12 protein-coding genes and 1 other RNA gene are annotated in these 15,310 nt (G+C 44.8%); 4 read left to right on the top strand and 9 right to left on the bottom strand.

The window, feature by feature from the left end; translation table 11 throughout:
* Positions 1–83: 83 nt before the first annotated feature.
* Positions 84–662, bottom strand: a complete 579-nt coding sequence (locus ABID99_RS10955) for a nitroreductase (protein ID WP_090525842.1) — start codon at positions 660–662, stop codon at positions 84–86.
* Between the two features lie 68 nt (positions 663–730).
* Positions 731–3,166: a thiamine pyrophosphate-dependent enzyme gene (locus ABID99_RS10950; protein ID WP_090525843.1), complete on the bottom strand. Its 2,436-nt coding sequence runs from the start codon at positions 3,164–3,166 to the stop codon at positions 731–733.
* 136 nt (positions 3,167–3,302) lie between these two features.
* On the opposite strand from ABID99_RS10950, the gene ABID99_RS10945 reads away from it, so the two are divergent.
* From ABID99_RS10945 to ssrA, 3 genes are all read left to right on the top strand, one after another.
* Positions 3,303–3,701 (top strand): DUF1573 domain-containing protein, encoded by a 399-nt coding sequence (locus tag ABID99_RS10945; RefSeq protein ID WP_090525844.1) that lies wholly within the window; start codon positions 3,303–3,305, stop codon positions 3,699–3,701.
* 134 nt (positions 3,702–3,835) lie between these two features.
* Positions 3,836–5,065 carry a pyridoxal phosphate-dependent aminotransferase gene (locus ABID99_RS10940; protein ID WP_373613709.1) on the top strand — a complete coding sequence of 410 codons (1,230 nt, stop codon included), beginning with the start codon at positions 3,836–3,838 and terminating at the stop codon, positions 5,063–5,065.
* Between the two features lie 132 nt (positions 5,066–5,197).
* Positions 5,198–5,566, top strand: a transfer-messenger RNA (tmRNA) gene (gene ssrA, locus ABID99_RS10935).
* 39 nt (positions 5,567–5,605) lie between these two features.
* Here ssrA and ABID99_RS10930 read toward each other — a convergent pair.
* The 7 genes from ABID99_RS10930 to ABID99_RS10900 all read right to left on the bottom strand — a co-directional run bounded on the left by ABID99_RS10930 (position 5,606) and on the right by ABID99_RS10900 (position 13,324).
* Positions 5,606–5,962 (bottom strand): hypothetical protein, encoded by a 357-nt coding sequence (locus ABID99_RS10930; RefSeq protein ID WP_373613708.1) that lies wholly within the window; start codon positions 5,960–5,962, stop codon positions 5,606–5,608.
* A gap of 22 nt (positions 5,963–5,984) precedes the next feature.
* Positions 5,985–6,491, bottom strand: coding sequence for a hypothetical protein (locus ABID99_RS10925; RefSeq protein ID WP_188832245.1), 507 nt, complete (start codon positions 6,489–6,491; stop codon positions 5,985–5,987).
* A gap of 52 nt (positions 6,492–6,543) precedes the next feature.
* Positions 6,544–7,221 carry a DUF4099 domain-containing protein gene (locus ABID99_RS10920; protein ID WP_373615906.1) on the bottom strand — a complete coding sequence of 226 codons (678 nt, stop codon included), beginning with the start codon at positions 7,219–7,221 and terminating at the stop codon, positions 6,544–6,546.
* A 277-nt stretch (positions 7,222–7,498) separates the two neighbouring features.
* A complete protein-coding gene (locus ABID99_RS10915; RefSeq protein WP_188832247.1) occupies positions 7,499–11,068 on the bottom strand; it encodes a P-loop NTPase fold protein in 3,570 nt (1,189 codons plus the stop codon).
* Between the two features lie 943 nt (positions 11,069–12,011).
* Positions 12,012–12,248, bottom strand: a complete 237-nt coding sequence (locus ABID99_RS10910) for an MBL fold metallo-hydrolase (protein WP_354483134.1) — start codon at positions 12,246–12,248, stop codon at positions 12,012–12,014.
* Positions 12,249–12,271: 23 nt separating this feature from the next.
* Positions 12,272–12,571 carry a hypothetical protein gene (locus tag ABID99_RS10905; RefSeq protein WP_373613707.1) on the bottom strand — a complete coding sequence of 100 codons (300 nt, stop codon included), beginning with the start codon at positions 12,569–12,571 and terminating at the stop codon, positions 12,272–12,274.
* Between the two features lie 141 nt (positions 12,572–12,712).
* A complete protein-coding gene (locus ABID99_RS10900) occupies positions 12,713–13,324 on the bottom strand; it encodes a hypothetical protein (RefSeq protein WP_188832250.1) in 612 nt (203 codons plus the stop codon).
* 155 nt (positions 13,325–13,479) lie between these two features.
* On the opposite strand from ABID99_RS10900, the gene ABID99_RS10895 reads away from it, so the two are divergent.
* Positions 13,480–15,279 carry an ATP-binding protein gene (locus tag ABID99_RS10895; RefSeq protein WP_373613706.1) on the top strand — a complete coding sequence of 600 codons (1,800 nt, stop codon included), beginning with the start codon at positions 13,480–13,482 and terminating at the stop codon, positions 15,277–15,279.
* The last annotated feature ends 31 nt before the right edge of the window (positions 15,280–15,310 follow it).

Genomic DNA, 15,310 nt, shown 5'->3' with positions numbered 1-15,310 from the left:
TACTTAAATGAAAATAAGTTTAAAGATAAGCAATATTTTAGACTGTTATACGGAGCAAAAAAAGGAAAGGTTATGGGTTAATTTTACTTAACCCATTTAATTTTATTTTCAAGCGGAATAGTACGTTTACCTTCGGGATACAGGTCGGCATAACCAAGATATAATACGCCCATTACATTATCTTCATCCCGCAAATTCAAAAATTCTTTAAAAGCGGGCTTCAGGATAGCACCGCCGGTACTCCAGAAGGAGGCCATATTTAAGGCGGTTGCACCTAAAAGGATATTCTGAATAGCGCTCGACACAGCTGCAACTTCCTCGAATGGCGGTATTTTAGGCAAATCGCCGCGCTGCATTACCGTAATGATTACATGCGAAACTTTGCTGCCGAGGGTTTTCAGATTATTGTATGCAGCCTCATTAAATTCTTCGGCAGATACACTCTGTTTATAAACTTCGGCATGTTCGGCACAAAACTGATCGGGATTTTCATAAACAATAAAGCGCCAGGGTTCGGTAAAACCATGGGTTGGTGCCCAATCGGCAAGCTCCAGCAGGGCGGCTATATGACCGTTTGGTGCCTTATGACCATTCATCATGGCTGGTTTTACGGTACGGCGGGTTTTGATATTCTCGGCAACGGTTAAAAAAGTATTGTCCATTTCAGATAAAAAGGGTTGTTGAAATCAGGATTATGAATCACTGATCTCAACAACCTGTAATTATGTTATTAATAAATAGCAGGATATTTCGATGGATTAGCCTCGTTCATCATAGCGTAAACAATTTCAACAACATCATCAACAGAAGGCTTGCTGAAGTAGTCTCCGTCCGAACCATAAGGCGGCCTATGTTCTTTTGCGGTAAGCGTTTTTGGCTGGGCATCAAGCGCATAATAGCCATTTTGGCCTTCCATTATTTTTTGCAGAATATAAGCTGAGCCAGCACCCGGTAAGTCCTCGTCAACAACAAGCAACTTGCTGGTTTTCTTTAACGAAACACCACAAACACCCTCTGTATCAAAAGGGTATAAAGTTTGCGGATCGATAATTTCAATATTGATACCCATTTCTGCGAGCTCTTCCGACGCTTCCTGTACAATGCGTAGCGTTGAACCATAAGATACAACGGTAATATCGCTGCCTTCGCGCAAAACTTCGGCTTTACCAAGCGGTACAGTAAATTCGCCGACATTGGCGGGTAATTTTTCTTTTAAGCGATAGCCGTTCAGGCATTCTATTACCAGCGCAGGTTCGTCGCCCCTTAACAGCGTATTATACATACCTGCTGCCTGGGTCATGTTACGGGGCACACAAATATGAAAGCCGCGCATCGACCCTAAAATAACACTCATTGGCGAACCTGAATGCCAGATCCCTTCTAAACGATGGCCCCGGGTACGGATAATAAGCGGAGCTTTTTGCCCGCCCATAGTACGGTAACTTAAACTTGCTATATCATCACTGATGATGGTTATGGCATAGATCAGGTAGTCAAGGTACTGGATTTCTGCTATTGGCCTTAGGCCGCGCATAGCAAGGCCCATACCCTGCCCTATGATACTTGTTTCGCGAATGCCCGTATCTGTAATGCGGATTTCGCCATATTTTGCCTGTAAACCAGCAAAGCCCTGGTTAACATCGCCTATCGCACCCAAATCTTCACCAAATGCAACGATGCTTTTATCGCGTGCAAAATTGGCGTCGAAAGCTGCATTCAATACTTCCCTTCCATCCATTAACCTGGCATCATCGCTATAAACAGCGGGCACAACAGGCACATACAGAGGCGATTCAGGAGTTCCGGTAAAAAGCTTTGAATTGTAACGTTCGGTATTTTTTGCTTTCTCAGCTTTTAACCATTCTGTTAAAAGCTGGCGTTCAACATTATTTTCGGTGGTAGTTAACCGTAATGTTTTGCGGATGGCCGAAAAAATTTCGCGACGCCCGGCATCAATACTGGAGCGCAAACCAGCTGATAATGCTGATATTACTTCTTTTTTACCCGGCACTGTTTCGGCAAAGGCATCGATCAATGCTGCAGCTTCTTCTATTTCGCTTTTTATTACGACAGCCAATTCATTAGCCGCCTCACGTTGACATTCGCGTACATACCTTTTTGCTTCAGCTTCAAGCTCTTCCAGTTCTATTTCGGTCGAGATTGCCGATGTGATCATCCATTCGCGCATTTTTAACAAACAATCGTGCTCATCTTCCCAGGTAAGGCGTTCCCTGCTTTTATAGCGTTCATGTGAGCCCGAAGTTGAGTGTCCCTGTGGTTGGGTCATTTCGGTAACATGGATCAGCACAGGCACATGTTCCTCACGGCAAATATTAATGGCGCGCTCGTAAGTTTCACAAAGGGCAATATAATCCCAACCACGCACTTTAAAGATCTCGTAACCGTTGCTTCCGTTTTCGCGCTGAAAGCCTTTTAATATTTCAGAAATATCTTCTTTGGTAGTTTGCAGGTTCGCTGGCACAGAAATAGCATACGCGTCATCCCAAATAGAGATGGCCATAGGCACCTGTAGTACCCCCCCGGCATTGAAAGTTTCAAAAAACGAACCTTCGGATGTGGCGCCGTTACCAACGCTGCCAAAAGCAACTTCATTACCATTAACCGAAAATTGTTTCAGATAATCCAGCTCTTTATTTTGGCGATATAGCTTTGACGCGTAAGCTAAACCTAATAAGCGGGGAATTTGTCCGGCGGTGGTTGATATATCCGACGAACTGTTCATCGTTTCAGCCTGGTTAACCCAACTGCCATCAGTATTTACAAAACGTGTAGCGTAGTGGCAGTTCATTTGCCTGCCGCCAGAGGCCGGATCTTTTTCAATATCGGGGTTAGCATATAACTGGGCAAAAAACTCTTTCATATTGCTCATGCCCGTAGCAAACATAAAAGTTTGATCGCGGTAATAGCCCGCGCGCCAGTCGCCGGCGCGGAAAGCCTTGGCCATTGCCAATTGCGCAACCTCTTTACCGTCGCCGAAAATACCGAACTTTGCCTTGCCCGTTAGCACTTCCCTGCGGCCTATTAAACTGGCCTGACGGCTCTCATAACCAATGCGGTAATCATCAATAACAATCTTCTTGAAATCATCAAAACTGAGCTCGGCAGTATTAAATTTACTGGTAGCGCGTGTTGTAGTTTCAGGCATATAAAATTTTGTTTAGACGGTAAAAGTATAAAATTCTATTCTGTATTAGGCAAACTAACAGATAAAACCCGGAGTTTGAGTAATAGTTTTGTAATTACATTAAACCTTTTATATTTGTAATAATCAAATATAACGTATGAAAAAGATATTAATGATTTGCGCGGTAATATTAGGCTTTGCCTTCACAGCATCAGCACAAGATAGCGGAAAAGCTGAGTTTAAATTTAACGAAGAAAAGCATGATTTTGGTAAAATACCACAAGGCACTCCTGTTACTACCGTGTTTGAATTTACCAATATTGGTAAAGAGCCGCTTATTTTAACAGAAGTAAGACCAACCTGCGGCTGTACCATTGCCGACTATACAAAAACCCCTGTAAAAAGCGGCGATAAAGGAACAATCAAGATCACTTACAATGCTGCCGCTGCTGCTCCGTTTAATAAAACTATCGTAGTTAAATCAAACGCAGTAACGCCCGAAAAATATTTGAATATTGTTGGTGAAGTGGTAGCTAAACCAGCGGCAAGCAAATAATTGATTGCATGCTTGATATATCCCGTATATCAACCGGGATATTTAAAAATATATTTAAAAGACCCGAAACCGGGTCTTTTTTCGTTTACAAAGGTTTTACAAAACAGTATTTTCATTTTTAGTAAATTTGCAGGATGCCAAAAATATCTGAAAAAGGGCAACGGATGCCCGCGTCACCGATAAGAAAATTAACACCTTACGCTGATAAAGCTAAGCAGGATGGAAAAAAGGTGTATCATCTCAACATCGGCCAGCCCGATATTGCTACACCCGATGGCATGTTGAATGCCATAAAAAACATTGATTTTAAGGTTTGGGCCTATACCCCGAGCGAAGGCACATTAAGCTATCGCAAAAAGCTTACTGAATATTATAACAAGCTGGATTATAATATTACTCCCGAAGATATTATTGTTACCACAGGAGGCTCGGAAGCGATTACCATTGCTATGATGGCCTGCCTCGATTCGGGCGATGAAGTGATCATCCCTGAGCCTTTTTATGCCAATTATAATGGATTTGCAAGCCAGGGCGATATTGTAGTTAGGCCGATATTGTCATACATTGATAATGGTTTCGCGCTCCCCCCTGTCAGCGAATTCGAAAAACTGATAACAGATAAAACCAGGGCGATTATCATATGCAACCCTAACAATCCTACCGGGTATTTATACTCAAAAGAAGAAATGGACGCCTTGAAAGAATTGGTGTTAAAGCATGACCTTTACCTGTTTTCGGACGAAGCTTACCGCGAGTTTTGCTATGACGGGCGTTCATTTATATCACCAGCGCATATGAATGGGCTTGAAGAAAACGTTGTAATACTGGATACAGTAAGCAAACGCTATAGCGCGTGCGGTGCCCGGTTAGGCTGCCTGATCACTAAAAATAAAGAGTTGCGTGCCACGGCTTTAAAATTTGCCCAGGCCCGTTTAAGCGCAGGCATGGTTGAACAAATTGCCGGCGAAGCTGCAGTTGATACTCCGGATAGCTATTTTGAAGCCGTAAATAAAGAATACACCAGCAGGCGCAACACGCTTGTTAGTGCACTGAACAAAATGGATGGCGTTTATTGTCCTAATCCGGGCGGGGCTTTTTATGTGGTTGCCAAACTACCTATTGACAATGCCGACAAGTTTTGCCAATGGATGCTTGAATGCTTCAGCCTCAACAACGAAACTGTGATGATGGCCCCTGCCACAGGCTTTTACAGCACACCCGGCGCAGGATTAAATGAAGTGCGTATGGCATACGTTTTAAATAACAGCGACCTTAAAAAAGCAATGATTTGTTTGGAGGAAGCATTGAAAGTTTATCCGGGCAGAACGGTTAGCAGTGAGCAGTTATCAGTTGGCAGTTTGTAACAGGCTGCTGCGCCAGGCAGTTTCTTAATTTATTAATACAGCAAACTGCCTGCTTAAAACTGCAAACTATTTCCGTATATTTGTAACCGCTTTACTGCAACTGCCTATTCGGCTAATACAAACTCAAAAAATGGGGTCGACCGGAATTGACAGGATGGAGATAAGTAGGTAAGCATGCAGCGCGTTGGGTGAATTAGCGCTTTAATCTGAACGCTCAAACTTACAAATGGCGAAAATAACTACGCCTTAGCTGCCTAATTTAGAATTAGCATAGCTTTTGTCCCGCCGGTTTTCCGTTTCATCGGATCGGCAATCGGGGCATCGAAAGATGAAACTGGCCTGCTTAGGGTGTGATAAGCGGGTAAGATAAAGCACCTAAGGAAGACGGTACAGGTAAGCGACTGACCTTCCCCTTCCCTACAATTAAACAGAAGCTAAGCATGTAGAAAGCTTACCTTATACCATGTTTGGACGAGGGTTCGAATCCCTCCGGCTCCACTTGAAGGGATTTTCTCAGGAAAATCCCTTTTTTTTATCAATTTAAAGCAATCCTTTCTCCTTCATTATCAATTCGTTACATGCCAATACCGGCACTATGGTAGGTGTTCGATAGATGCCATTTTTATAGTATAAATTGCTGTCGAACACCTTAGATACCAAAACTCTTTTTTCGATGGTATTTGAATGATTATAGATTGTTTTCATATCGCCAAGTTGATGCAAATGCTTTTTCAGAATCTTATAACCATATGATTGATCCCGATTATATCTTTCAATATAGCCTTTGATCGTAAATATTTCAGTATTATAAGTCGACGACCAGCGGTCGTAAGTATCGCGACCAATTTGATTACTAATCCATTTCTCCTCAACTGCATGAAGTTTTTCTTCGAGCACAGCCAGTTGAGATCTTTTATCATCAAGGATTGGAGAGTCTTGGTTTGCAAGTACTTATATTGTTCCTGATACCCAATGCGCGTTTATATGCGGCGAGGCTTATTTGATCTGCCTCAAATGAATAATCTATACCACGCCTTGAAATATTCAGAGCTTCGTTTCGGTAAGTGATTGTGATATGATGTTGTTGTAACCAGGAGGCGACCTTTATGTCAGTCGCCCGGCCGACGAGGTCGTTGCCAAACACTAAAATAACTCTCCGTCCCGGAAAAACCTGGTTTATCCAATTTATTTGCGCAGCACATGGCCTGCTGCCCAAAGCAACGACGCCCGGGTTGTCAAGCCCCGAAAAACGCTGAAAATTTAACGAGAGCATAGCGACGGCCTCCATTACCGAATGAACGATGATCAAAACAGGGGCGAGATTATTCCCGGCCACCCAGACATTCCGGGTGACCGGGACTTTATACCCCCTTTCGTCGAAAGTTTCCTTTGTATCACCATAATCAAAAACAAATTCGCTGTCCAAAGAAAAAAAGCCACTACCTGTTCAGGTATCCAAAGCTTGTGAACTAAAGTCATCAGCGGGATATTTCGTTCCCCTTATAGTTATGGGCAGCCTGGTCTGACCGGCCAGGCCTTTGATCTTCAATATCCCTGATCGCGGCATAATATCCGGGGCTTAACCTCCCTGCGGCTTCTTCATCACGCTTTTTATTGAACAAAGCGTTCAGACCGCGGTAAACCATATAAGACAGACCGCCATCAATCAATACAGAGGCTACAAGTGCCAACCTGTTCGAAAGGATACCCTGCCGGTCCGTTCCCGAATAATTGAATTTGGCGCCATCGGCAATCTGCACCTCCTTCCCCTTACGGTAATTCTCTTTTTGCGCAGGAGTAAGGAATTCATTGTTGACCATATCAGGTACCAGGATCTTCTCACTATCGGAAACTATAAACTCCCTCGTTTCTGCATCATATTCGACCAGCAGTTCCGTTTTGTTTCCTTTGTCGTCCTGTAGTATCCGTAACAGGTTTTGTATCTCTCCTTTCTGAAGCTGCTGCGCTTCGTTATCAGTTAGAAAATCAGGCGTTATCGCCGTATGATATATCGGGTGAACGAGTAGATTGGCTTTACCATTATCGTTCATTTTCAGGGAGATCCTGGCATGCAGCGATTTGATCCTGATATTTTCAGCCTCCAGGTCACTAAGTTCCAGTAAGTCCGTACGGCGGCCTGAGAGCAATGCCTTCAGGTCTTTTGCAAACCAAACGACAGGTCCGGCAGGATATTAGCTGCGCTTTTTACCCGTTTCATTTAAAATATCCCACTAACAAAATCCCCAACGAATAAATCGCCGGGGATTAGCATGGGGTGATTAGAAAAAATTTAATTAATTGGAAATATGCGGTATAAATCCCCCCTACAACCTATAGGGTCTCCATTTTTCAAAAAAGTAAACACAGGAGTAGGATTGGTTCACAACCAATATCGATTGATACAAAACCAGGTTTCAAAATAGACTAATGTACCTACGATTCGCCAACGTCTTTGCCTTCCTCCCAGCCAGGCAAATTTGCCTGTTCGAACGAGAACCGGGCAATTAGTGGCATCCACTTAATCAGCGATTCGGGCGATTGTGTAACTGTCTCCCAGTCTTCAATAGCCAGTGCTTTTTTAGCTGCTTTTCCAAGGCCTCCTTCAGCCGAACTTAGTTTCAACAATGCTTCTCTGAGTCCGCTGCCATTCAGAGCGAGCTTGTGGATCTCCTCCAGCAGTCCCGATACCCGGTGCCCGCTACCAGCTTGCAGTGCCAGAAGTATCATGGGTACCTGAAAGTCTCCGGGAAAATTTTCGTTTCCCTCAAAACCGGCAAGTTCTTCTTTCGGTACGAAAGCCTTTACGATCCTGTAAAGGTTGGTAAAACGCTTTGCAGTGCGGGGGCTGTTGATCAGTCGGAATAGTCGTTTAGCAAATGTTGCTTCCCAAGGCTTGATGAGTAGAGATTCGCCGCTGATTGTTAAATCTGAAGCATCTGCTTCAACTATTTCTTTTGTTTCTTGTTGCCATGTTTCTGACGCGCCTGCTGGCTCCGGCCCTTCCTCAGTAGCTGTGCCTGTTTTGCTATTTGTCGTTGAGTTTACTTCAGTTGGATCTCTTTCTGCTGTATTATTTTCTTCAGCACTTGCCTGCTGTTTCTTGTGGTTAACGTCCTGACTGGCGGCAGGCTGTTTGAATAAATTATCCATCAGCTTACTGAACCCTCCTTTGCCGACAGGGCGAAGACAGAAAGGTATTTGGAATATCTTCTCCAGGAAATCCTGCGGCGTAGCAAATCCCTCATCAGGAATACCACCGTTCTTACCTACGGCAGCTTCAAAAACGGTAAAGTTATTATCTATCGACCGTAACAGCCAGCGCGGATCAACACCTACAACGACAATAAAGAGTTCATAGGCTTGCATCAGGTGTACAGCACGCAGGACTTCAACAATCTTTTGACTTGGGCACCGGTCTAAATCGTCAATGTAGAGTATGATCCGGTCGATTGGTTTAAAGTTTTCCTGATTTCGGGGGACCCGTTTGAGCAAAGCAGTAAGGGAATCAAAATCCTTCCGCACAGTGGAGATCAGGCCAAGATGCTTGCGATAGTCGTCCGAGCGACTTCTCTCCCTGATAAAATGATTGAGACTGTAAGCTTCGTCAAGGCTGGCCAGCTCCTGCTCAAGTTCGTTTTTAGATTGCCTTGCTTCCTCTAATGCGCTTTCCGCCGCTTCAAATTTAAGCTTGGCGGAGCTCAACTGTTCGATTAGTTTTATTTCCGTTTCGCTTTTCTCCTGACGCTTTTCCGCCAGCTTTTCGTCTATCCGCTTTTTAAGGATTTCTACCGCTGACAATGTCTGTCTAACCTTGCCCAGTCCGTTTCTGATGGTTAGAACGATGCCCGTAATGAAGGCGGATAGTTGGGCGAAGAAAGTTCCGACCGCACTCAAGCTGTTCTCCCAGTTAGCATATCGGTGCAGTGCCCAGCCAGCAAGTGGGAATACCAGTAAGATCAATACAAGCAGGAAAATGAGGACTTTCTTATTATCCGATTGCACGACCGAAACAAAAAGCGCGTTGATACGGCCTTTGATAGTAAGCGTTTCAGACAAGACAGCATTCAAATCTGATGCACGTGCAACGACTTCGGGTAAACCCAGATCCATGGCGGCTTTTTCGATCTGCTTCTTTTCCTGTTCGTTTAAAAGGCTATAAATATCTTCTCCGCTAAGTTCATGGAAATCGACAGGTTGGTTTTTACGGCTTTCTTCCACTTCGATAAGCAAACGCTGGGTGGCTTCAATTTCTGCAAGGGCACTCGACTGATTCGCTTGCTGGAGTTCAGTTGCCAGGTCTGCTTCCGCTATACCCGCTAAAATACTCTCCTTTTGCTGGTTTATTGTTTTGGGCGGAGCAATGTGATCCTGTAGTTTTTCAAAGATAACATCTACCATACTGGCCCATAGATTAGTATCCGAGTAATGCCATGCATTAAACGTGATCTGCACGGCTCGGGTATGAAAAGAACCATCCAGTTTGTTTTTATGAAGCAGTTGGAGCCTGATAACCTCCTTTTGCATAAATTCCATAAAGAAACTTTTACCGCTTCCCCAGTTACCGAACAGGCCGAGTGCCAATGGAGGGATGACCTCCCTGGCCATCATTACGGCGGTGAGGATCTTTGCTTCCTTACTAATATCCAGCCATTCCTTGCTCACATCAATACTGTCCGGATTATAACCGGAGATAAAGAGGCTGTCCTCGTCGGGCACTAGGCGGATATCGTCTAATAAAGTCAGGAACCGTGCGGCCGTGTTTTTCAGCTGCTGATCTGTCGCAAACTTGCCGAATAGTTCATCGATATGTTTCCGATCTGCCTTATTCAATATCATTGCAAAATTACGCACCGCATTGGGTTCAGAAGACTGAGACAGGATCAGCATCTTGCGGAGAAAATTCAACCAGTCCTCATCAGAAAGGAACTGGCTAATATTGTCTCCCATTGTGCTATTTGCGAGGGCGTAGAAAGCAGCATAAGTCAAATCGTCCAGTTGGTGCTCCAGGATAAACCGGACGATATCTTCAGTGAGCGCCGGTACCGGGGCTACGCGCAGGACACGCAGGGCAATGAGTAAGCGGCTAATTTCATCCTCGCGCGGCTCTGTTTTAATATCTGCCCGCAACCTGGCTATCACTTCCTGGCTGTCGGGAGCAAGCATTACCAGTGCTGTCAGTGATATTAAAGGCGAATCATCTGCGGCCGCCAACTCAATTGCTTCCCGCATATAACTTACCTGTTTTTGATATAACCCCGCTAAGACCCGGTATCTGACGTTTTCGTATGATTCTCCTGCCGGCCTCAAATGCTGTAACAATAGTTCTTTGTTCTTTTCTTCTTCGGGGTCATTCTGTATGAGTGCGCTCAACATCCATGACCGGATTGGAGCTACTTGTTCCGGTGGACGAGCGGGTATATAGTTTTTGTCAGGGATAAAATCTTTAAAGCGGTTCTTGATCTCCTCCCGCAGCCGGATGGAGAGCGCTGAACGGTTCAGCGTCCTGGAATCGCGGATCTGGCTGATTACACGAAAACGGTCTTCGTTAGAACCATCGGTAATTCTATAAACGATATTATCGAACCTGTTTGTGGCCCTATAAGCTTCCGGTGTCCCAATGAACCTGATCAGTTGATCATATGTGCGTTCATTGCGTGTACGCAGGTCAGCATAACGATTCTTTTTAAAAAAATCGTTTAGCTCTGACATCGCTTCCGCCGGCGGGTCGCCAATTAAAACCGGAATGACATGATTACCACTGGCGAGGGCCTGAGAAGAAAAAGGAAGATGCCTGGGTCCCCAACCTTCATTGCCTAATAGCACTAGAATTGTTTTTACCGAACCAAAAAGCTCAAGCTCTTTTTCAACGGGCGCACCACCCGGAATATCCCTTTCCCAGTAAAAAGTTGTATAGCCGCTATAATCGAGTTCCTCTGCGACTTCTTTTACAATGGCTTTTTCTTTGTCGTTATATAGGAAAAGAACGTCATATCGGATGTTCATGGTTAATAAGGTTGGTACGATAAATATACACAGCCCCTTTTGTATTTAAAAGATTATTCTATCAGTCATTTAAATAATGACGTAAGTTGTCGTCCTGAATAGAATTGGTTCAGGCGAATGCTCGTTATCTTGCTCATATCATTTTCCTGGATTGATCCAGTGGTTTAGAAAAGCCCGGGCCGCAGGTAACGGCATCAGCGGCGCCTAAACAAAAGATCAAAGCGCTTCCATATTTCCTGGCCTGCTTTTCTTTTATGTTTATTTTGCCGTTGAATAAGCTGTCAACTACAGGTCCGGGGACAGAAATGTCGCTTTTAAGTTAGTGTACATGGAGAAAGCACCTGATTTGGAATTTCTTAAAACAAGGCGCTCAAAATCAATCGCCCCTAAAAACTGAGCGGTTTTCGGTACTTAATATATCTCTATTAGCTGAAATTAGGTTTTCAGCTTCATAGCCTGACATTGGAGATTTTGAATCTTATTACACTGTCAACCCTTGTTTTCAGGCCTTGGGCAAATGCCTGCCAGATCGTGTAATCATCATGAACCAAAGCATTAACAGCTTGAAATGTTGATCCAGTTTTACTGTTGAATTCACGGCTGTTACGCGTCATGAAGTTCCTGGTTACATTAACATCAATTAATACGGGGAGGATATATACAGCGCTGCATAATTACTCAAAATGTCGCTGGTTTCGTAAAAGATGGTAGCTTATCCGTACACATCTTCGTAACAGCCAGTTTCCAATACGACGGTGATGATCGTTTTCATTTTAGCCAACCCACCTTTCTTTTCCAATCCCCGATATCCCGTTTTCGCTTGTCCATGTCTTTCGGCGGTAATTGGTTTTCCGTCTTCGCGCGCCTTCTGATCATTGATATTTGCTCGTCCATAGTATTAGGCCCGATAGCTCTTCTTCTTTGATTCACGCTGATTAGATCGTCAAATGCCTTTTCTTAAACTTTTAATTGTCGGATAGTCCAGGTGGTCATAATGATCATGAGAGATGATCGGAATATCGATAGCTGGCATGTCTTGTACAGTGTAATGGCTGGCACCATCAAATGCGCTGACTACTCCGGGCAAAGGACCCGCAAGGCTACTGAATATCGGATCGATCGATATATTGATCCTCGTATGTTTGATCAATACCGAAGAGTGGCCAAACCAGACGACCACGGGCTTATCATCCGATAGTCCTTTCAGATTGGTTTTTGACCCAGGGAAGAAGGCTTAGGCGGCTTTACAGAATCCGGATGACTGAAAAGCATCCGCAAAAGGCTGATACGTTTGGCCTGCTGTGTGTCATCGGCATATTTTAAATTTTGAAACTGGCTGTTAACATAATTAGATTGAAGAGCATATTTCGTAGTATCATCCTTCCCAGGACTCCCGCCTACAGAAGTCACCAGCCCGCAACCAAAAGGCAAGGAAATTGCCGCAAGAAAGCAACAGAATAAAAACAAGGCCCTTTTAAACAAGCTTTTGATTCTAAACATCATAACAACATCTTTACAAAGCACTGTATTTATTATCTTCTACAATTCGAAAATGCCAGTTAATCTGATGGTCTATAATTTACCGCAGGTTTAGTGGTATCTGCGCTGCTAATTGTTGCGGTTGCCCGGCTAGCAAATAGTATCTCAATACGAGGTATTAATGGTTTGATTGTTACGATTGGTTACTTTAATTGACCAGTGGAAATTGTCGGATTTGCCGATATCCATCAGCACGGCATCCTGGTAGCTTTTGCCATTATAATCAAACCTGACATTGGCCTGACCAAAACTATTGTTAGCCCCGTCATGAGACCGGTAAGAAAGGCTGCTGTGGCTGGAGGTAGCGCAGCCCGAACTGGAGCAGGCGCTGCGGACATTGCTGTAATCAAAAAAATGCACAGTACCATTTATATGTAAGCCGTCTGATTCATAATCTTTAAAGGTGACGACCACATCGATGGTAGACGTGTTAGTGCTGGAAGTTGATGACGAGGCGTGTGTAGCGGCATAACTACCGTTGACGGTTGCCGTTCCGGACGAGCCATTAAGTACGGTATTGGTATAAGTTTGGACAGTTTTGGAGAGATTCGGCCTCAGCGCGGCTGTCCACAAACCATTCATTTTTGAAAACAGCGCTTTGGCACCGGTCTCATCACTGATTGGCGTCCCGCCGCCATTGTTATCGTTTCCCTCTTTTTTGCAGGCAGCCAGCACGCAAACGGCGGCCAGAGCGATGGTGATCAATTTGTTTTTCATGGTGTGATTTTTTTATTCAAAATTATCGGGCTGCTTTGCCTGGATCAATAGAACAAAAGTTACATTTTATGTAAATTAGTGGCGTGCAGGTTAAATACATTTTCTATTTAACATTCGGGGTACTGCTTTTTTTAGCGGTAAGTGCCTGCGCACAGATGGAAACGGGGCTGGATAAAGACAGTCTGAAAAGAAAGCTATCGGTTATGCATGCAGATTCCGATAAGGTGCAGACCCTGATCAGGCTGGGGCAGCAATACGAAACCAATACCCCGGATTCGGCTTTGTATTATTATGAGGCTGCGGGCAAATTGAGTGAAGGTATACATTACCTGCAAGGCACGTTGCGTTATATCGCCAACTATACCGCCGTGCTGAACGTCCAGGGAAAGTTTAAAGAATCATTGCAGCTTAATTTAAGGGCAATAGGTATTGCCCGGAAGGGCCATTTGCAGCGGCAATTAATGAAGGCGCTCATCAATACCGCGGTCGTTTACCAATATACGGAGCATTACCGGGAAGCGGTGAATTATTATCTGCAGGCGCTGCCGCTGGTCGATTCTATAGGAACTTTACAGGAACGTTCGATCACTTACGGGAACCTATGCAGCCTTTACCGTAATTTAAAACAGCCGCAAAGCGCGTTACGGTACGCTCGGCTGGCATTGGCTTTCGGCGAAAAGAACCGGGATGATTACACGGTCGCGATGGCTTGTATAAACCTGGCTAATTGCCTGAAAGATATGGGAAAGGTACGTGAAGCGATCATTGATATAGAGCGGGCAGGAAGACTTGGCCTTAAATTAAATGACGATAATATACAGGAAACGGCCTTGATCAATCTTGGGGACGCTTACCTGTCGCTTAAAGAACCGGCTAAATATGTTCCGGCTTACAATGCGGCCCTGCCCCTCGCCCGCAAAATAAGTGACGTATCCGGGGAGTGTTTTGCTTTACACGGGGTCGCCCTGGGCATGTTTTTTAAAAAAGAATATCTCCAGGCAGAACGGCTGCTGAACACCTCTATGGCATTTGCCAGGCAGCACGACCAAAAGGAGGCCTGGAGCCGCATGCTGCTGCTCATGTCTGACGTGCAGATCGCACTGGGCCGCCCGAAAGCTTCGGAAGACTACCGCGGACGCTATGATTCAGTGACTAACGTGTTACTGAATGCATCACTGTTAAAAAACATACAGGAACTCGAAGCGCGGTATGGGGCGGAAAAAAAACGACGACAGCTTTTGCAGAAAGACCTACAGTTAGCGCGTAAGCAACGCTGGCTGGTGATCTCTTTGGCAGGATTAGCGGTATTGGGTCTGGTATTTTTGCTGGTTTACCGTAGGCAGGAAACCCTGCGGGTAAAAGCGATGCTAACCGGTGAGCAGCAGGAACGCCGTCGGATCAGCCAGGAAATGCATGACGACATGGGATCCGGATTAACCCGCTTATTGTTCTTAACCCGTTCTTTGATAGCCGGTCATGAGGCCGCGCCGAAGATCAGCGATGCTGTTAATGGCCTGATCCGCCAAATGAACGAAGTGATTTGGATGATGAATAACGAGCGGGATACGCTGGAAAGTTTGGTCGCTTACTTGCGTGCCGCTTGCGCGGAGCTACTGGATGCGTCAGGTATAGCTATGATCTTTACAGTACCGGATAAAATGCCGGACGTGATCTTAGCGCAGGAAGTAAGGCGGAATATGTACTTAGCTGTCAAGGAAGCCGTGCACAATGCGTGCAAGCATTCAGGGGCAAACACTATTACTATTGCCATCATTACGGATAAGGAATTAGCGGTTTCTGTACAGGATAACGGCCGGGGCATAGACCTGGCCGGAGCGGCTTTGGGCAATGGGTTAGGTAATATGCAGCAGCGTATGGAAAATATAGGCGGAAATCTTGAAATAGTTAGCGAAGCCGGGACACTACTGCGCTTCTCGGTGCCGCTATCCATATGACTTTTGTTCTATTATAAATGTGAGTAGCAAA

The sequence above is a fragment of the Mucilaginibacter sp. OAE612 genome (genome assembly GCF_041806395.1).
Taxonomy (GTDB): domain Bacteria; phylum Bacteroidota; class Bacteroidia; order Sphingobacteriales; family Sphingobacteriaceae; genus Mucilaginibacter; species Mucilaginibacter rubeus.
The sequence above is the reverse complement of the archived record's forward strand: the minus strand, read 5'-3'. Positions and strand labels throughout refer to the sequence as shown.